Annotated in this window: 16 protein-coding genes; 13 read left to right on the forward strand and 3 right to left on the reverse strand. The window is 59.7% G+C overall.

Annotated elements, in window-relative coordinates; genetic code table 11:
- The first annotated feature begins 199 nt into the window (after nucleotides 1-199).
- From trxB to infA, 4 genes are all read left to right on the forward strand, one after another.
- On the forward strand, nucleotides 200-1,150 hold the full coding sequence (trxB, locus tag BLV20_RS21595; RefSeq protein WP_092304499.1) for a thioredoxin-disulfide reductase: 951 nt from the start codon (nucleotides 200-202) through the stop codon (nucleotides 1,148-1,150).
- 72 nt (nucleotides 1,151-1,222) lie between these two features.
- Nucleotides 1,223-1,903 carry a leucyl/phenylalanyl-tRNA--protein transferase gene (gene aat / locus BLV20_RS21600; protein WP_092304500.1) on the forward strand — a complete coding sequence of 227 codons (681 nt, stop codon included), beginning with the start codon at nucleotides 1,223-1,225 and terminating at the stop codon, nucleotides 1,901-1,903.
- 57 nt (nucleotides 1,904-1,960) lie between these two features.
- Complete coding sequence (locus tag BLV20_RS21605) at nucleotides 1,961-2,668, forward strand: arginyltransferase (protein WP_092304501.1); 708 nt, start codon at nucleotides 1,961-1,963, stop codon at nucleotides 2,666-2,668.
- 100 nt (nucleotides 2,669-2,768) lie between these two features.
- On the forward strand, nucleotides 2,769-2,987 hold the full coding sequence (gene infA, locus BLV20_RS21610; protein WP_002553999.1) for a translation initiation factor IF-1: 219 nt from the start codon (nucleotides 2,769-2,771) through the stop codon (nucleotides 2,985-2,987).
- 119 nt (nucleotides 2,988-3,106) lie between these two features.
- Here infA and clpA read toward each other — a convergent pair whose 3' ends face one another.
- Together clpA and clpS are read right to left on the reverse strand one after the other, a co-directional pair.
- Nucleotides 3,107-5,377: an ATP-dependent Clp protease ATP-binding subunit ClpA gene (gene clpA, locus BLV20_RS21615; protein WP_023964421.1), complete on the reverse strand. Its 2,271-nt coding sequence runs from the start codon at nucleotides 5,375-5,377 to the stop codon at nucleotides 3,107-3,109.
- Between the two features lie 29 nt (nucleotides 5,378-5,406).
- Complete coding sequence (gene clpS / locus BLV20_RS21620) at nucleotides 5,407-5,769, reverse strand: ATP-dependent Clp protease adapter ClpS (protein WP_009044582.1); 363 nt, start codon at nucleotides 5,767-5,769, stop codon at nucleotides 5,407-5,409.
- Between the two features lie 226 nt (nucleotides 5,770-5,995).
- Between clpS and cspD the strand changes: the two genes are divergently transcribed.
- Nucleotides 5,996-6,253, forward strand: coding sequence for a cold shock domain-containing protein CspD (gene cspD, locus BLV20_RS21625; RefSeq protein ID WP_092304627.1), 258 nt, complete (start codon nucleotides 5,996-5,998; stop codon nucleotides 6,251-6,253).
- Nucleotides 6,254-6,342: 89 nt separating this feature from the next.
- Here cspD and icd read toward each other — a convergent pair whose 3' ends face one another.
- Entirely contained in the window at nucleotides 6,343-7,599 is a 1,257-nt protein-coding gene (gene icd, locus BLV20_RS21630) for an NADP-dependent isocitrate dehydrogenase (protein WP_092304502.1), read from the reverse strand.
- A gap of 504 nt (nucleotides 7,600-8,103) precedes the next feature.
- Between icd and BLV20_RS21640 the strand changes: the two genes are divergently transcribed.
- From BLV20_RS21640 to BLV20_RS21675, 8 genes are all read left to right on the forward strand, one after another.
- The gene (locus tag BLV20_RS21640) at nucleotides 8,104-10,329 is read left to right on the forward strand and encodes an NADP-dependent isocitrate dehydrogenase (protein ID WP_092304503.1); all 2,226 of its coding nucleotides are present in this window, start codon (nucleotides 8,104-8,106) and stop codon (nucleotides 10,327-10,329) included.
- Between the two features lie 207 nt (nucleotides 10,330-10,536).
- Entirely contained in the window at nucleotides 10,537-10,983 is a 447-nt protein-coding gene (locus tag BLV20_RS21645) for an NUDIX hydrolase (protein ID WP_092304504.1), read from the forward strand.
- Nucleotides 10,984-11,054: 71 nt separating this feature from the next.
- Nucleotides 11,055-12,179, forward strand: coding sequence for a tRNA 2-thiouridine(34) synthase MnmA (gene mnmA, locus BLV20_RS21650; protein WP_092304505.1), 1,125 nt, complete (start codon nucleotides 11,055-11,057; stop codon nucleotides 12,177-12,179).
- Entirely contained in the window at nucleotides 12,176-12,799 is a 624-nt protein-coding gene (gene hflD / locus BLV20_RS21655; protein WP_092304506.1) for a high frequency lysogenization protein HflD, read from the forward strand. The genes mnmA and hflD overlap by 4 nt, the downstream gene beginning before the upstream one ends.
- Before the next feature lie 126 nt (nucleotides 12,800-12,925).
- Complete coding sequence (gene purB, locus BLV20_RS21660) at nucleotides 12,926-14,296, forward strand: adenylosuccinate lyase (RefSeq protein ID WP_092304507.1); 1,371 nt, start codon at nucleotides 12,926-12,928, stop codon at nucleotides 14,294-14,296.
- Between the two features lie 82 nt (nucleotides 14,297-14,378).
- A complete protein-coding gene (locus BLV20_RS21665) occupies nucleotides 14,379-15,545 on the forward strand; it encodes a ribosomal protein uL16 3-hydroxylase (protein WP_092304508.1) in 1,167 nt (388 codons plus the stop codon).
- Nucleotides 15,538-15,963 (forward strand): GNAT family N-acetyltransferase, encoded by a 426-nt coding sequence (locus BLV20_RS21670; protein ID WP_092304509.1) that lies wholly within the window; start codon nucleotides 15,538-15,540, stop codon nucleotides 15,961-15,963. Before BLV20_RS21665 ends, BLV20_RS21670 begins: the two co-directional genes overlap by 8 nt.
- A gap of 192 nt (nucleotides 15,964-16,155) precedes the next feature.
- Nucleotides 16,156-16,911: a secretin N-terminal domain-containing protein gene (locus BLV20_RS21675; RefSeq protein WP_092304510.1), complete on the forward strand. Its 756-nt coding sequence runs from the start codon at nucleotides 16,156-16,158 to the stop codon at nucleotides 16,909-16,911.
- Nucleotides 16,912-16,956: the final 45 nt, after the last annotated feature.

A 16,956-nucleotide genomic window follows, 5' to 3' on the forward strand; every position in this document is an offset into this window, starting at 1 on the left:
GAAACTCTAAGGGCTGCCGCGAGCTACGATCCAGCAATGCCGATGCTTTCCGCTTATGGATACAAATCCGCATTGTACGGGTTTGTTAGCACCGCGCCACGCCGCTCAATACTGGGTGTAGCATATCCAGGAACACTTTACGCAGTATCCAATTTGAGCATGCATTCTCTTTTGTGACAAAGGCTTATGAGGTGTTTTTATGACCGAAGCGAAGCATTCACGCCTGATCATTCTGGGCTCTGGCCCTGCCGGTTACAGCGCTGCCGTTTATGCCGCCCGCGCCAACCTCAAACCAACCCTGATTACCGGCCTGCAAGCGGGCGGCCAGTTGACTACCACTGTCGAGGTCGACAACTGGCCGGGCGACGTAGAAGGCCTGACCGGCCCGGTGCTGATGGAGCGCATGCAAAAACACGCTGAACGCTTCGACACCAAGATCGTCTACGACCATATCCATACCGCGGAGTTGCAACAGCGACCCTTTGTCCTCAAGGGCGACAGCGGCGTCTACAGCTGCGACGCACTGATCATCGCCACTGGCGCGTCGGCCCAATACCTGGGCCTGTCTTCCGAAGAAGCCTTCGCCGGCAAAGGCGTATCCGCTTGCGCCACGTGCGACGGTTTTTTCTATCGCAACCAGGTAGTTGCCGTGATCGGCGGCGGCAACACCGCCGTGGAAGAAGCACTTTATCTTTCCAATATCGCCAAAGAGGTTCACCTGGTGCACCGCCGCGATAAGCTGCGCGCGGAGAAAATCCTCCAGGACAAACTGTTCGAGAAAGCCGCCAAGGGCAATATCCGCCTGCATTGGAACCAGAACCTCGACGAAGTGCTGGGCGATGCCAGCGGCGTCACAGGCGCCCGTCTGCGCGACAGCCTGAGCGGCGACACGGAAGAACTGGCGCTGGCTGGCGTATTCATTGCCATTGGCCACAAGCCAAATACAGACCTGTTCAAGGGCCAGCTGGAAATGCGCGACGGCTATCTGCTGGTCAAGGGCGGCAGCGAAGGCGATGCTACCGCCACCGGCGTGCAGGGCGTATTTGCCGCGGGCGATGTAGCCGACCACGTTTATCGCCAGGCCATTACTTCCGCGGGCGCCGGGTGCATGGCGGCCCTGGACGCAGAGAAATTCCTCGACGACAACTGACCTCCCGACCTACGCTTGCGGCGGGCCTCACAGGCCCGCTACCGCCCTCCCCTTCTGCAAGTCTGAATACCCATGCTGACCTGGTTACAACGCAATACCTTCGAGTTTCCGCCACTGGAAAAGGCCCTGCGCGACCCCAACGGCTTGCTGGCCGCAGGCGGTGACCTGTCGGCCGACCGGCTGATCCAGGCCTATCGCCATGGCTGCTTTCCCTGGTTTTCCGACGGCCAGCCTATTCTCTGGTGGTCACCCGACCCGCGCACGGTGCTATTTCCGGACGAACTGCATATTTCCCGTAGCCTGGGCAAACTGCTGCGCCAGCGCCGCTACCAGGTCACCTTCGACCAGGATTTCCCGGCAGTCATCAGAGCCTGCGCGGCGCCACGCCCCTATGCCGACGGCACCTGGATCACCGAATCGATGCAGAATGCCTACCTTGAGCTGCACAAGCGCGGTTATGCCCATTCGGTCGAAGTCTGGGATCAGGGTTTGCTGGTGGGCGGACTGTATGGGCCGGCAATAGGCCAGCTGTTTTTTGGCGAGTCGATGTTCAGCCGGGCCGACAACGCATCTAAATTCGGCTTCGTCACGCTAGTCCAACATTTACAGGCATGGGGTTTCGCCCTGATCGACTGCCAGATGCCTACCGAGCACCTGCACAGCCTGGGCGCCCGCGCCATCCCGCGCCAGGAGTTCGCCGGCTATCTGCGGCGCCATCTGGACCAGCCCAGCCGCGCCATATGGGTTTCCTAGGCGGGTTTTGCCGGTGTGGCTTACACTTAATTCAAAGCTAATCCCGAGGGTTGATTCATGACCGAGTTGGCGCGTTTGAAGTTCTATGCCACTCAGCCCCACTCTTGCAGCTACCTGCCCGAAGAACAGGCGACCACACTGTTCCTCGACCCTAGTCAGCCCATGGATGTGCATGTCTACGCAGATCTGTCGGAAATGGGTTTCCGCCGCAGTGGCGACCACCTGTACCGGCCGCATTGCCAAAATTGCAATGCCTGCGTTCCGGCGCGCATTCCTGCCGCTCAGTTCATTCCCAATCGCCAGCAAAAACGCATTCTCAAGCGCAATGCCGACCTCAAGGTCCAACCGGTAAAACCAGGGTTCAGCGAAGAGTATTTCGACCTTTACCAGCGTTATATCGAGCAGCGCCATGCCGACGGCGATATGTATCCCCCCAGCCGCGATCAGTTCTCGACATTCCTGGTTCGGGACCTGCCCTTCTCCAGGTTCTATGAATTCCGCCTCGATGGGCGCCTGCTCGCCGTGGCCGTCACCGACCTGCTGCCCAACGGCCTTTCTGCCGTCTACACCTTCTACGAGCCCGACGAAGAGCGCCGCAGCCTCGGCCGCTACGCCATTTTGTGGCAAATCGGCGAAGCCCTGCGCCAAGGCCTGGACGCTGTCTACCTCGGATACTGGATCAAAAACTGCAAAAAAATGAACTACAAGACCCAATATCGGCCCATTGAGCTGCTGATTAACCAGAGATGGGTCATCCTGAACTAGAAGCCCTTGGCTTGAACCCCACTTTTCGGGCACAATGCACGCCGCTTTTGCCTGGCGCAGTTGCACCGGGCCATTCATTGGACACCGAGGGCTTTACTGCATGTCGAAAGAAGACAGCTTCGAAATGGAAGGCACTGTCGTCGACACCCTGCCCAACACCATGTTTCGTGTGGAGTTGGAAAATGGGCACGTCGTAACCGCGCATATCTCCGGCAAGATGCGCAAGAACTACATTCGTATTCTTACCGGTGACAAAGTGCGCGTCGAGCTGACGCCCTATGACTTGAGCAAAGGGCGCATCACCTACCGCGCTCGCTAAGCAAGTCAATACAAAACGCCCGGCCATGCCGGGCGTTTTTGTTTGCCCGCGATTTACCCTGGGCAGCTACAGACAGCTATAAAAAAGGCGCCTTGCGGCGCCTTTTCTGTTGTAGCCAATCAGGCCATTTCTGCAGTGGTCTCGAACTCGAAGGTCAGCTCGCCATCCTTGATGTCGATGTGCACCACACCGCCATGCTCGGCCAGTTCGCCAAAGAGTATCTCTTCCGCCAGCGGACGCTTGATCTTGTCCTGGATCAGGCGCGCCATAGGACGAGCCCCCATGGTCACATCGTAACCACCTGCCGCCAGCCAACTGCGAGCCGCATCGGTAACTTCCAGCTGAACGCGCTTGTCCTCCAGTTGCGCCTGCAGCTCGGTAAGGAACTTGTCCACCACGCTCTTGATAACCTCATGGCTGAGGCGACCAAATTGGATAATGGTGTCCAGACGGTTGCGGAATTCCGGCGTGAAGCTCTTCTTGATCACTTCCATGGCATCGGAAGAATGATCCTGATGAGTGAACCCTATGGAAGCGCGCGCCGCCGTTTCGGCGCCAGCGTTGGTGGTCATGATCACGATCACGTTGCGGAAATCCGCCTTGCGCCCGTTGTTATCGGTCAAGGTGCCGTGGTCCATCACCTGCAGCAGCAGGTTGAAGACTTCAGGGTGCGCCTTCTCGATTTCATCGAGCAGCAATACGCAGTGAGGTTGCTTGGTAATCGCTTCGGTCAGCAAACCGCCCTGGTCGAAACCGACATACCCCGGAGGCGCACCGATCAGACGCGATACGGTATGACGCTCCATGTACTCGGACATGTCGAACCGCACCAACTCGATACCCAGCGCCTTGGCCAACTGCCGCGCCGCCTCGGTTTTACCCACACCGGTAGGCCCGGCGAACAGGAACGAACCAACGGGCTTGTCTGGCGATTTCAGGCCGGCACGGGACAGCTTGATCGCGGTCGACAGCGAGTCGATCGCCGCATCCTGGCCAAAGACCGTCAGCTTCAGGTCACGTTCGAGGTTACGCAGCAGCTCCTTGTCGGAACTGGTGACGTGCTTAGGCGGAATCCGCGCGATTTTCGCCACGATATCCTCGACCTGGGCCACCTCGATGCGCTTCACCCGCTTGTCGGACGGCTGCAGACGCTGATAGGCGCCCGCCTCGTCGATCACGTCGATTGCCTTGTCAGGCATATGCCGATCATTGATATAACGCGACGCCAACTCAGCGGCAGCGCGCAATGCCTCATCGCTATATTCGATACTGTGGTGCAGTTCGAAACGCCCCTTGAGGCCGCGCAGAATGCCAATGGTGTCTTCTACCGAAGGCTCGGACACATCGACTTTCTGGAACCGCCGAGCCAAGGCCCGATCCTTCTCGAAAATGCCACGAAATTCCTGGAAGGTGGTCGAACCGATGCAACGAATGTCGCCCGAAGAAAGCAGCGGCTTGAGCAGGTTCGAAGCATCCATTACCCCACCGGACGCCGCACCGGCGCCAATGATGGTGTGGATTTCGTCGATAAACAGGATCGCCTGCGGCCGCTTCTTCAACTCGCCCAGCAATGCCTTGAAGCGCTTCTCGAAATCACCGCGGTATTTGGTACCCGCCAGCAATGCCCCGAGATCCAGGGAATACACCACGCTATTGGCCAACAGGTCGGGCACTTGGCTATCGACGATACGCTTGGCCAGGCCTTCGGCGATCGCGGTTTTACCCACACCGGCCTCGCCCACCAGCAGCGGGTTATTCTTGCGCCGACGCGCAAGGATCTGCGCTACGCGCTCGACTTCCTGCTCACGCCCGACCAACGGGTCGATACGCCCCTGGCGCGCTAGTTCATTGAGGTTGCTGGCATAAGCATCCAGTGGATTACCTGAAGAGGAAGACTCACCGCCTTCATCGTCCTGCATATCCTGCTCACCTTCAGAATGATCGCCATGCCCTGGCACCTTGGAGATGCCATGGGCGATGTAGTTGACGACATCGATACGGGCAACGCTCTGCTGCTTCAGCAGAAACACTGCCTGACTCTCTTGCTCACTGAAGATCGCAACCAGCACATTGGCGCCGGTCACTTCGCGCTTGCCCGAGCTCTGCACATGAAAGACAGCACGTTGCAGTACACGCTGGAAGCCCAGGGTTGGCTGGGTTTCACGATCCTCGTCATGCACAGGAATCAGCGGCGTGGTGGAGTCGATGAACTCCTGCAAGTCATGCTTGAGTTTGTCGAGGTTTGCTCCGCAGGCACGCAAAACGGTGGCGGCGGCCTCATTATCCAAAAGAGCCAACAAGAGGTGCTCGACGGTCATGAACTCATGACGCTTCGAACGAGCCTCTTTGAAGGCGAGATTGAGGGTGACTTCGAGCTCGCGGTTTAACATAGCTTCACCTCATACCCAAGTGGTCGGCATTAACCGTCCTTCTCGATTTCACAGAGTAGCGGATGCTGGCTTTCCCTGGCGTACTGGTTGACCTGCATGGCCTTGGTCTCGGCGATGTCGCGGGTAAACAATCCACATACTGCCCGTCCTTCTGTGTGAACGGCCAGCATTACCTTGGTCGCCAGCTCGCGATTCAGGTTAAAAAACACCTCGAGCACTTCGACGACGAAATCCATCGGTGTGTAGTCATCATTGAACAAAACCACCTTGTACATCGGCGGAGCCTGCAACGTCGGCTTAGCTTCCTGTACAGCCAAGCCAGCGGAATCGTCGTCTTGGAAATCCGGGCGATCCTGATTGAATGTTAGTCGAATCTGGCTGATTGCATGCATGGAAAGAAAGGTTCGTTAGTTGAGCAAATACAGTGGTGGGGGCGCTCCGGGAGGAATTCAACTCCGACCGCCGGGTCACCTTGACTATCGGCAAAACGGTGTTACAACCAATAGAGCCCACATTGGGTAATAAAGGTCCGTACAGTCAATCCTATATTTTCGGATTCCGGTACGGATGAACTGGATGATACTCCAGTGATGGAGTCAGTTGCAGAGGGATATGAGCATGGCAAGCGGCAAGGTCAAGTGGTTCAACAACGCCAAGGGTTATGGCTTCATTAATGAGGAAGGCAAAAGCGACGACCTGTTTGCCCACTACTCGGCCATCGAGATGGAAGGCTACAAAACCTTGAAAGCAGGTCAGGCCGTGAGCTTCGAGATCATTCAAGGCCCCAAGGGCCTGCATGCCGTAAAGATCAACTCCATCAAGACTCAGAACGCCCCAGTTGCAGAATCCTCCTACCAGGAAACGGCCCTGAACTGAAAGTCTTCAGCATCCAGTCATAAAGAACAGTCATAAAAAACGGCCGGCTCAATCACTTGAGCCGGCCGTTTCATTGGATGCGTATCAGTTTACATATGAGAGATCAGCGCATCGCCGAACGCCGAAGACGACAACAGCGTGGCACCTTCCATCAGGCGCTCGAAGTCGTAGGTCACGGTCTTGGCACCAATGGCGCCGTTGGTGCCCTTGATGATCAGGTCGGCCGCTTCGGTCCAGCCCATGTGACGCAGCATCATTTCCGCGGAGAGGATCAGCGAGCCCGGGTTCACCTGGTCCTTGCCTGCGTACTTCGGCGCGGTACCGTGGGTAGCCTCGAACATGGCAACGGTGTCGGACAGGTTGGCGCCCGGCGCGATACCAATGCCGCCTACTTCGGCAGCCAGGGCGTCGGACAGGTAGTCACCGTTCAGGTTGAGGGTCGCGATGACGTCATATTCTGCAGGACGTAGCAGGATCTGCTGGAGCATCGCATCGGCGATGGCGTCCTTGACGATCACGTTCTTGCCGGTTTTCGGGTTCTTGAACTGCATCCATGGGCCGCCATCAAGCAGCGTCGCGCCAAATTCTTCCGCCGCCACTTCATAGGCCCATTCCTTGAAGGCACCTTCGGTGAACTTCATGATGTTGCCTTTATGCACGATGGTCAGCGAATCGCGATCGTTGTCGACCACATATTGCAGCGCCTTGCGCGCCAGACGCTTGGTGCCCTGCAGGGAAACCGGCTTGACACCGATACCGCAGTTTTCATCGAAACGGATCTTGGTGACGCCCATTTCTTCTTTGAGGAACTTGATGACCTTGGTGGCTTCGGCGGTTCCGGCCTTCCATTCGATACCGGCGTAAATGTCTTCCGAGTTTTCACGGAAAATGGTCATGTCGACATCGCCAGGCTTTTTCACCGGGCTCGGCACGCCTTCGAACCAGCGCACCGGGCGCAGGCACACATAGAGGTCAAGCTGCTGACGCAGCGCCACGTTCAGGGAACGGATACCGCCACCTACCGGAGTGGTCAGCGGGCCCTTGATGGAAACCACGTAATCCTTGACTGCGTCCAGAGTCTCCTGAGGGAGCCAGGTGTCCTGGTCGTACACTTGAGTTGCTTTCTCGCCGGCATAGACTTCCATCCAGGAGATTTTGCGCTCGCCGCCGTAGGCCTTCTTAACAGCAGCATCGACAACCTTGATCATGACCGGGCTGATATCAACGCCAATACCATCGCCTTCGATGAAAGGGATGATCGGGTTGTTAGGAACATTGAGAGAATGGTCTGCGTTGACGGTGATTTTGTCGCCGACTGCTGGAACCTGAATCTTCTTGTATCCCATGCTGAACTCCGTTGTGTGGATTGAACATCTGGCTGCGTTCGAGCGTACCCCAGTTGAATCTGGACGGGAACCTCATGTTCCACTCATATGCCGTGAAGGCTGCGCAGTTCGCGGCCTACAAGCCTGAAAGCAAAGGGAAAAGCGCCAAACTCGAGCACTTTGAGCGACTCTACGCCGCGGCCTCGCCTGCGACCTTTAGACCAATGGACGAGATCGGTTGCATATGAACCGTCGGCGTTTTGCCAGCTACCTATGTATAATGCCGCCGCTGACCACAGAGTCACGACGGCCAAGCGCTCTGCTACTGGAAAAAAGAAGCCGAGACTTTCCGCCCAAAGCCGGGTTGTTACCGCAGCCCACCCGCTTGACGCTCGACTGATGCACCCAACATCACCGCGAAGAAACCTCGACATTCGGTTCACGGATGGCTTTGAACGAACGCGCTTACCCGGCGCTCCTCGAGTTTCTGCGCACGCTTTAGCAAAGAAGAGAGTTAATCCGAATATGCCCACCCGCTCGAAGATCATCTATACCTTCACCGACGAAGCCCCCGCCCTCGCCACCTACTCGCTGCTACCTATCGTCGAAGCCTTCACCGCTTCCGCTGATATTGCCGTGGAAACCCGCGACATCTCTCTCGCAGGGCGTATTCTTGCCAGCTTCCCGGAGCTGCTGGGCGACAAAGCCGTACCGGACCACCTGGCCGAGCTGGGCGACCTGGCCGTAACCCCTGAAGCCAACATCATCAAACTGCCGAACATCAGTGCTTCGGCGCCACAGCTTCAGGCCGCGATCAAAGAGCTGCAAGCCAAGGGCTACGCCCTGCCGGACTATCCGGAAACCGTGACCAGCGACGCCGACAAAGACGCCAAGGCGCGCTACGACAAGGTCAAGGGCAGCGCCGTGAACCCGGTCCTGCGTGAAGGCAACTCCGACCGCCGCGCTCCGCTGTCGGTCAAGAACTACGCGCGCAAGCACCCGCACAAAATGGGCGCCTGGGCCAAAGACTCCAAGTCCCACGTTGCTCACATGAGCCAGGGCGATTTCTACGGCAGCGAAAAAGCCGCCCTGATCGACGCCCAGGACAGCGTGAAAATCGAGCTGATCGCTCAAGACGGTAGCGCTACCGTCCTGAAGGAAAAAACCGCCGTACAAGCCGGCGAGATCCTCGATTGCGCAGTCATGAGCAAGAAGGCGCTGCGTGCCTTTGTCGCCGCCCAGATCGAAGACGCCAAGAAGCAAGGCGTACTGCTGTCGGTGCACCTGAAAGCCACCATGATGAAGGTTTCCGACCCGATCATGTTCGGCCAGATCGTTGCCGAGTTCTATCAGGACGCCCTGAGCAAGCACGCCGACGTGCTGAGCCAGATCGGCTTCAACCTGAACAACGGCATCGGCGACCTGTACGCCCGCATCAAGGCCCTGCCGGCCGAGCAGCAAGCGCAGATCGAAGCCGACATCCAGGCCGTCTACGCCGTGCGCCCTGCACTGGCCATGGTCAACTCCGACAAAGGCATCACCAACCTGCACGTGCCGAGCGACGTGATCGTCGACGCCTCGATGCCAGCCATGATCCGTGACTCCGGCAAGATGTGGGGCACCGACGGCCAGCTGCACGACACCAAGGCACTGATCCCGGACCGCTGCTACGCCACCATCTACCAGGCAGTGATCGAAGACTGCAAGGCCAACGGCGCCTTCGACCCAACCACCATGGGCAGCGTGCCGAACGTTGGCCTGATGGCGAAGAAAGCCGAAGAGTACGGCTCCCACGACAAGACCTTCCAGATCAAGGCTGACGGCGTCGTACGCGTCACCGACAGCAAGGGCAACCTGCTGCTGGAGCAGGCCGTCGAAGCCGGCGACATCTTCCGCATGTGCCAGACCAAGGACGCGCCAATCCAGGACTGGGTCAAGCTGGCCGTCAACCGCGCTCGCGCCAGCAGCACGCCAGCGATTTTCTGGCTGGACCCAATGCGCGCCCACGACGGCGTGATGATCGAGAAGGTCCAGGCATACCTGAAGGATCACGACACCGCCGGCCTGGACATCCGCGTGATGTCGCCAGTCGATGCCATGAAGTTCACCCTAGCCCGCACCCGCGAAGGCAAGGACACCATCTCCGTCACCGGCAACGTGCTGCGCGATTACCTGACCGACCTGTTCCCGATCATGGAGCTGGGCACCAGCGCCAAGATGCTGTCGATCGTACCGCTGATGAACGGCGGCGGCCTGTTCGAAACCGGCGCCGGCGGTTCGGCTCCGAAGCACGTACAGCAACTGCTGGAAGAGAACTTCCTGCGCTGGGACTCCCTGGGCGAGTTCCTGGCCCTGGCCGCTTCCCTGGAGCACCTGGGCAATACCTACAACAACCCGAAAGCGCTGGTATTGGCCAAGACCCTCGACCAGGCAACCGGTCAGTTCCTGGACAACAACAAGTCGCCGTCGCGCAAAGTCGGCAACATCGACAACCGCGGCAGCCACTTCTACCTGGCGCTGTACTGGGCCCAGGCCCTGGCCGCCCAGACTGAAGATGCCGCCCTGCAAGCGCAGTTCAGCACCCTGGCCAAGACCCTGACCGAGAACGAGGCGACCATCGTTGCCGAACTCAACGGCGTGCAGGGCAAGCCAGTGGATATCGGCGGCTACTACAGCGCCAACCCTGAGCTGGTGAGCAAGGCCATGCGCCCAAGCGCCACGCTCAACGCGGCTATCGCTGCGCTGGTTTAAGCAACACAGCTGTTACACAAACCCCGGCCTGGTGCCGGGGTTTGTGCTTTTGGACAACACCTTCCCTGCAGGAGCGAAGCTTGCTCGCGATGAAAGCAGCGCGTTTCGCCTGACGCACCGCAGCGCCCCTATCGCGAGCAAGCTTCGCTCCTGCAGGACAGCGTTCGCCTTATGATGACCACCCACTCAAGACGGAGCTTTATATATATGGAATGGCAACCCCACATCACCGTCGCCACCATCGTTGAGGATCAGGGACGCTTTCTGTTCGTCGAGGAACTCCAGGGCGACCAGGCAGTGTTCAACCAGCCAGCCGGGCACCTGGACCCGCACGAAAGCCTGCTCCAGGCCGCCGTTCGCGAAACCCTGGAAGAAACCGGCTGGGACATCGAGCTGACTGGCGTGGTCGGCATCTACCTGTACACCGCCCCCAGCAATGGCGTGACCTACCAGCGCGTCTGCTTTGCCGGCAAGCCGCTCAGGCATCACCCCGACTATCAACTGGACGATGGCATCATCGGCCCGCGCTGGCTGAGCCGCGACGAGCTGCTGGCCTTGCGCCCGCAATGGCGCAGCGAGCTGATTATCCGCTGCGTCGACGACTATCTGGCGGGACAACTGCACAGCCTCGAGCTGATCCGTCCGTCGCTTTAACCGCAGTTTTAGCCTTGCAGGCCTCAGCCTGTTAGAATCGCGTCCTTTTTCAAGACACCCGTTGAATTCCTATGCGTGATCCAGCCCCTTCTGACACCCAAAAGAAGCGCGTCATCGTCGGCATGTCCGGCGGCGTGGACTCTTCCGTTTCCGCCCTCCTGCTGATGGAGCAGGGTTACCAGGTGGAAGGCCTGTTCATGAAGAACTGGGAGGAAGACGACGGAACCGAGTACTGCACCGCCATGGACGACCTCGCGGACGCCCAGGCCGTATGCGACAAGATCGGCATCAAGCTGCACACCGCCAACTTCGCCGCCGAGTACTGGGACAACGTGTTCGAGCATTTCCTGGCCGAGTACAAGGCCGGCCGCACGCCGAACCCGGACATCCTGTGCAACCGTGAAATCAAGTTCAAGGCGTTCCTCGACTACGCCATGATGCTCGGCGCCGACCTGATCGCCACCGGCCATTACGTGCGTCGCCGCGACATCGACGGCCGCACCGAGCTGCTCAAGGGCCTGGACCCGAACAAGGACCAGAGCTACTTCCTGCACGCCGTCGGCGGCGAGCAGATCGCCAAGACCCTGTTCCCGGTCGGCGAACTGGAAAAGCCCGAAGTTCGCGCGATTGCCGAGAAGCACGACCTGGCTACCGCCAAGAAGAAGGATTCCACCGGTATCTGCTTTATTGGCGAACGGCGTTTCAGCGACTTCCTCAAGCAATACCTGCCGGCCCAGCCCGGCGAGATCAAGACCACCGAAGGTGAAGTGATCGGCCGCCATCACGGCCTGATGTACCACACCATCGGCCAGCGCCAGGGCCTGGGCATCGGCGGCCTCAAGGACGCCGGCGATGAGCCGTGGTACGTGTTGATCAAGGACCTGGAGCACAACGAGCTGATCGTTGGCCAGGGCAACGATCACCCATGGCTGTTCTCCCGCGCCCTGCTCGCCTCCGACATCTATTGGGTCAACCCGATCGACCTGAGCCAGCCGCGTCGCCTCACCGCGAAAGTGCGCTATCGCCAGAGCGACCAGCCTTGCACCCTGGAAAAGACCGCCAGCGGCTACCGCGCCATCTTCGATGACCCGCAACGCGCGGTCACCCCCGGCCAATCCGTAGTCTTCTATGACGGCGAAATCTGTCTGGGCGGCGGCGTGATCGAAGTCGCAGAGCCCTGGAGCAGCAAGGCATGAGCCCGACCCAGGAACAACTCACGGCATTGGGCGGCGTGTTTCTTGCCGCGGTCCTGGTGGACAGGATCGCCAAGACCGGCCAGGTCACCGAAGCGGCCTTGAGCTGCATGCTCGGCAGCCTGCTGATCCGCGACCCGAAAGACACCCTGGAAGTCTACGGCGGCGACGACATCAACCTGCGCGAAGGTTATCGCGCCCTGATCGGCGCCCTGGAACGCGACCCCAGCACCCTGCAACGCGAGCCGCTGCGCTATGCCCTGTCGATGCTCGGGCTCGAGCGCCAGCTGGCCAAGCGCGACGACTTGCTGGAGATCATCGGCAAGCGCTTGCCGCAGATTCAGTCCCAGGTCGAACATTTCGGGCCGGCCCACGAAAACGTGATTGCCGCCTGTGGCTCGCTGTACCAGGACACCTTGAGCACCCTGCGCCAGCGGATCCAGGTGCATGGCGACATGCGCAACCTGCAGCAACCGAGCAACGCCTCGAAGATCCGCGCCCTGCTGCTGGCCGGCATTCGCTCGGCGCGACTGTGGCGCCAGCTGGGCGGCCATCGCTGGCAGCTGGTGATCAGCCGCCGTAAATTGCTCAAAGAACTTTACCCGCTGATGCGCAGCAGCTGAACTGCGCCCGCAAGACCTTTTTTAGTCAGTAACGCGTAAGACGCTGGTCAGTTGGCAACGGACCGGCGGATATTTTCATGTATGATACGCGCCCCATTTCGTTGCCCGACTGTCCGAGAACACCCCATGCAGCTCTCTTCGCTCACTGCGGTTTCCCCTGTTGACGGCCGCTACGCCGGCAAAACCCAGGCCCTGCGCCCCATTTTCAGCGAATACGGCCTGATCCGTGCTCGCGTCCTGGTCGAAGTGCGCTGGCTCCAGCGCCTGGCCGCCCATTCCGCCATCAGCGAAGTGCCGGCGTTCTCCGCCGAAGCCAACGCTGTGCTGAACACCCTGGCGGAAAACTTCTCTCTGGAGCACGCCGAGCGTGTCAAAGAGATCGAACGCACCACCAACCACGACGTCAAGGCCATCGAGTACCTGCTCAAGGAACAAGCCGCCAAGCTGCCTGAGCTGGCCAACGTCAGCGAATTCATCCACTTCGCCTGCACCAGCGAGGACATCAACAACCTATCCCACGCCCTGATGCTGCGCGAAGGTCGCGATGAAGTGATGCTGCCGCTGATGCGCCAGACCGCCGGAGCCATCCGCGAACTCGCCCTGCGCTTCGCCGACGTGCCCATGCTGTCGCGCACCCACGGCCAGCCGGCGTCGCCGACCACCCTGGGCAAGGAACTGGCGAACGTGGTGTACCGCCTGGAGCGCCAGATCGCTCAGGTCGCCGCCGTGCCACTGCTGGGCAAGATCAACGGCGCCGTGGGCAACTACAACGCCCACCTGTCCGCCTACCCGGAAATCGACTGGGAAGCCAACGCCCGCGCTTTCATCGAAGACGAGCTGGGCCTGAGCTTCAACCCGTACACCACGCAGATCGAACCGCACGACTACATCGCTGAGCTGTTCGACGCCATCGCGCGCTTCAACACCATCCTGATCGACTTCGATCGCGATATCTGGGGCTACATCTCCCTGGGCTACTTCAAGCAGCGCACCATTGCCGGCGAAATCGGTTCCTCGACCATGCCGCACAAGGTCAACCCGATCGACTTCGAAAACTCCGAAGGCAACCTGGGCATCGCCAACGCACTGTTCCAGCACCTGGCGAGCAAACTGCCGATCTCCCGCTGGCAGCGCGACCTGACCGACTCCACCGTGCTGCGTAACCTGGGCGTCGGTTTTGCCCACAGCGTGATCGCGTACGAAGCCAGCCTCAAAGGCATCAGCAAGCTGGAGCTCAACGCCCAGAAGATCGCCGAAGACCTGGACGCCTGCTGGGAAGTCCTGGCCGAGCCGATCCAGACCGTGATGCGCCGCTACAACATCGAGAACCCGTACGAAAAACTCAAGGAACTGACCCGCGGCAAGGGCATCAGCCCTGAAGCGCTGCAGACCTTCATCGACGCGCTGGAAATGCCAGAAGCCGCCAAGGCCGAGCTGAAAAAGCTCACCCCGGCCAGCTACATCGGCAATGCCGTGGCCCAAGCCAAACGCATCTGATCGATGGCAAGACCTTTGACGCCCGGCAGCGCCGGGCGTTTTTATTCCCGTATGAAAAGTTCATTTTTTCAATAGGTTACACATGAATCCTGATATTCCTCTTCAACTTCTGGGCGGCATCAGCGCACGGGAATTCCTGCGTGACTACTGGCAGAAAAAGCCCCTGCTGATCCGTCAGGCCCTGCCCGACTTCGAAAGCCCGATCGATGCCGACGAACTGGCCGGCCTGGCGTTGGAAGAAGAAGTCGAATCGCGCCTGGTCATCGAGCACGGCGAGCGTCCCTGGGAACTGCGCCGCGGCCCGTTCGCCGAAGACGAATTCAGCAAGCTGCCGGAACGCGACTGGACCTTGCTGGTCCAGGCCGTCGACCAGTTCGTGCCGGAAGTCGCCGAACTGCTGGAGCATTTCCGCTTCCTGCCGAGCTGGCGCATCGATGATGTGATGATCAGCTTTGCCGCTCCTGGCGGTAACGTCGGCCCGCACTTCGATAACTATGACGTGTTCCTGCTGCAAGGCCACGGCAAGCGCAACTGGAAGATCGGCCAGATGTGCGACGCCGAAAGCCCGCTGCTGCAGCACGCGGACCTGCGCATCCTCGCCGAGTTCGAAGAAACCGAAAGCTGGGTCCTGGAGCCCGGCGACATGCTTTACCTGCCACCGCGCCTGGCCCACTACGGCGTCGCGGTGAACGACTGCATGACCTACTCCGTGGGCTTCCGCGCCCCGAGCGCCGCCGAAGTACTGACCCACTTCACCGACTTCCTCAGCCAGTACCTGCCGGATGAAGAGCGCTATACCGACGCCGACGTGCAACCTGTCAGCGATCCGCACCAGATCCAGCACGACGCCCTCGATCGCCTCAAGGGTCTGCTGGCCGAGCACATGAGCGACGAGCGCATGCTGCTGACCTGGTTCGGCCAGTTCATGACCGAGCCGCGCTACCCGGAACTGGTGGTCGGCCCCGAGCTGGAAGAAGAAGACTTGCTCAGCAGCCTCGAACAGGGCGCCATATTGATCCGCAACCCGAGCGCACGCCTGGCCTGGTCCGAAGTCGACGACGACCTGCTGCTGTTCGCCAGCGGTCAGAGCCGCTACTTGCCGGGCAAGCTGCGTGAACTGTTGAAGATGATCTGCGCCGCCGACGCGCTGCACATCGACAACCTCGGTGCATGGCTGACAGACGAAGATGGACGTGGCCTGCTGTGCGAACTGGTCAAGCAAGGAAGCCTGGGATTTGCCGATGAATAAGATTCACGTACGTGTCGCAGACTGGCAAAGGGATAACGCCGAGATCCGGCGCATTCGTGAAGCGGTGTTCATCGTCGAGCAATCCGTGCCCCCTGAGCTGGAGTGGGACGCCGACGACGAAAGCGCAGTGCATTTCCTCGCGCTCGAAGGCGACTTTCCGATCGGCACCGCACGCCTGTTGCCCGACGGACAGATTGGCCGGGTATCGGTCCTCAAGGACTGGCGCGGCCTGAAGGTCGGCGACGCGCTGATGCAGGCAGTGATCGGCGAAGCCGAGGAACGCGGCCTCAAGCAACTGATGCTCAGCGCCCAGGTTCAAGCCACCGCTTTCTACGAGCGCCTGGGCTTCAGCATTGTCAGCGAGGAATTCCTGGAGGCAGGTATCCCGCATGTCGATATGGTTCGCGGCAACGCCTGAGCAGTCGCGCAGGAGCGAGCCCGCTCGATAATCGCGCAAGACCTCACAAAACGCCCCGTCCGCCTCGGATCCAGCAAGCTAAGCTGGCTCCTGGGAGGCCGGGGCGTTTTGCTATCGGCGATTCAACTTGCCCCACCGCAAGCCGACAAACTGTCAAACTCAAGGCTTTTACCCCCAGCGGAGATAACGGACATGTCCCTACGCACCCTGCTCACGACGTTGCTGCTGACGGCGAGCTTTTCAGTCACGGCGGCTACCGAGATCGTGCCCCTGAACAACCGCACCAGCGCCGACCTGCTGCCGGTGGCACAGAACTTCCTCGGCAAGGAGGGCCAGGTCAGCGCCTACGGCAACCAACTGATCGTCAATGCCGAGCCGGAAAAGATCGAGGAACTGCGCGCCTTTATCGCGCAACTGGATACCGCCGCCAAACGCCTGCTGATCACGGTCGACACCAACGAAAACAACACCCAGAACAACCAGGGTTATTCGGTCAATGGCACGCCGCAAACCCGCATCATCAGCCGCAGCACTGTCAGCCGCGATGGCGGTATACAGCAGATTCAGGCCAGCGAAGGCATACCGGCGTTGATCCAGGTCGGCCAGAGCGTACCGCTGACCACCACCCAGACCGATCCATACGGCCGCCTGCAGAACCAGACCCAATATCGCAACGTCACCCAGGGCTTCTACGTCACGGCCAGCGTCACCGGCGAAACCGTTCACCTGAGCATCAGCACCAATCGTGACCGCATGAGCCAGGAACGTCCCGATGTAGTGAACGTGCAAAGCACCGACACAACTGTCAGCGGCCGCCTTGGAGAATGGATCACCCTCGCTGGCGTCAACCGTCAGAATCAGGCCGATAAACAGGCGCTAACCCGCAGCTACTCGACTCAGGGCCGGGATGACATGACGCTGCGGGTGAAAGTCGACACCCTGGACTAAAGCACCGAAAACTGACTGATTAGTCGTATTAGACCAAAGATGTAG

Origin of the sequence: Pseudomonas sp. NFIX28, assembly GCF_900107395.1 — a bacterium.
Lineage (GTDB): Bacteria > Pseudomonadota > Gammaproteobacteria > Pseudomonadales > Pseudomonadaceae > Aquipseudomonas.

What these genes read in the sequence shown, in the direction of transcription:
- BLV20_RS21675 (WP_092304510.1), top strand. Translation starts at nt 16,156, where the DNA reads ATGTCCCTACGCACCCTGCTCACGACGTTGCTGCTGACGGCGAGCTTT.
- trxB (WP_092304499.1), top strand. Translation starts at nt 200, where the DNA reads ATGACCGAAGCGAAGCATTCACGCCTGATCATTCTGGGCTCTGGCCCT.
- cspD (WP_092304627.1), top strand. Translation starts at nt 5,996, where the DNA reads ATGGCAAGCGGCAAGGTCAAGTGGTTCAACAACGCCAAGGGTTATGGC.
- clpS (WP_009044582.1), bottom strand. Translation starts at nt 5,769, where the DNA reads ATGCATGCAATCAGCCAGATTCGACTAACATTCAATCAGGATCGCCCG.
- mnmA (WP_092304505.1), top strand. Translation starts at nt 11,055, where the DNA reads ATGCGTGATCCAGCCCCTTCTGACACCCAAAAGAAGCGCGTCATCGTC.
- aat (WP_092304500.1), top strand. Translation starts at nt 1,223, where the DNA reads ATGCTGACCTGGTTACAACGCAATACCTTCGAGTTTCCGCCACTGGAA.
- BLV20_RS21665 (WP_092304508.1), top strand. Translation starts at nt 14,379, where the DNA reads ATGAATCCTGATATTCCTCTTCAACTTCTGGGCGGCATCAGCGCACGG.
- BLV20_RS21645 (WP_092304504.1), top strand. Translation starts at nt 10,537, where the DNA reads ATGGAATGGCAACCCCACATCACCGTCGCCACCATCGTTGAGGATCAG.
- purB (WP_092304507.1), top strand. Translation starts at nt 12,926, where the DNA reads ATGCAGCTCTCTTCGCTCACTGCGGTTTCCCCTGTTGACGGCCGCTAC.
- BLV20_RS21605 (WP_092304501.1), top strand. Translation starts at nt 1,961, where the DNA reads ATGACCGAGTTGGCGCGTTTGAAGTTCTATGCCACTCAGCCCCACTCT.
- infA (WP_002553999.1), top strand. Translation starts at nt 2,769, where the DNA reads ATGTCGAAAGAAGACAGCTTCGAAATGGAAGGCACTGTCGTCGACACC.
- BLV20_RS21640 (WP_092304503.1), top strand. Translation starts at nt 8,104, where the DNA reads ATGCCCACCCGCTCGAAGATCATCTATACCTTCACCGACGAAGCCCCC.
- icd (WP_092304502.1), bottom strand. Translation starts at nt 7,599, where the DNA reads ATGGGATACAAGAAGATTCAGGTTCCAGCAGTCGGCGACAAAATCACC.
- clpA (WP_023964421.1), bottom strand. Translation starts at nt 5,377, where the DNA reads ATGTTAAACCGCGAGCTCGAAGTCACCCTCAATCTCGCCTTCAAAGAG.
- BLV20_RS21670 (WP_092304509.1), top strand. Translation starts at nt 15,538, where the DNA reads ATGAATAAGATTCACGTACGTGTCGCAGACTGGCAAAGGGATAACGCC.
- hflD (WP_092304506.1), top strand. Translation starts at nt 12,176, where the DNA reads ATGAGCCCGACCCAGGAACAACTCACGGCATTGGGCGGCGTGTTTCTT.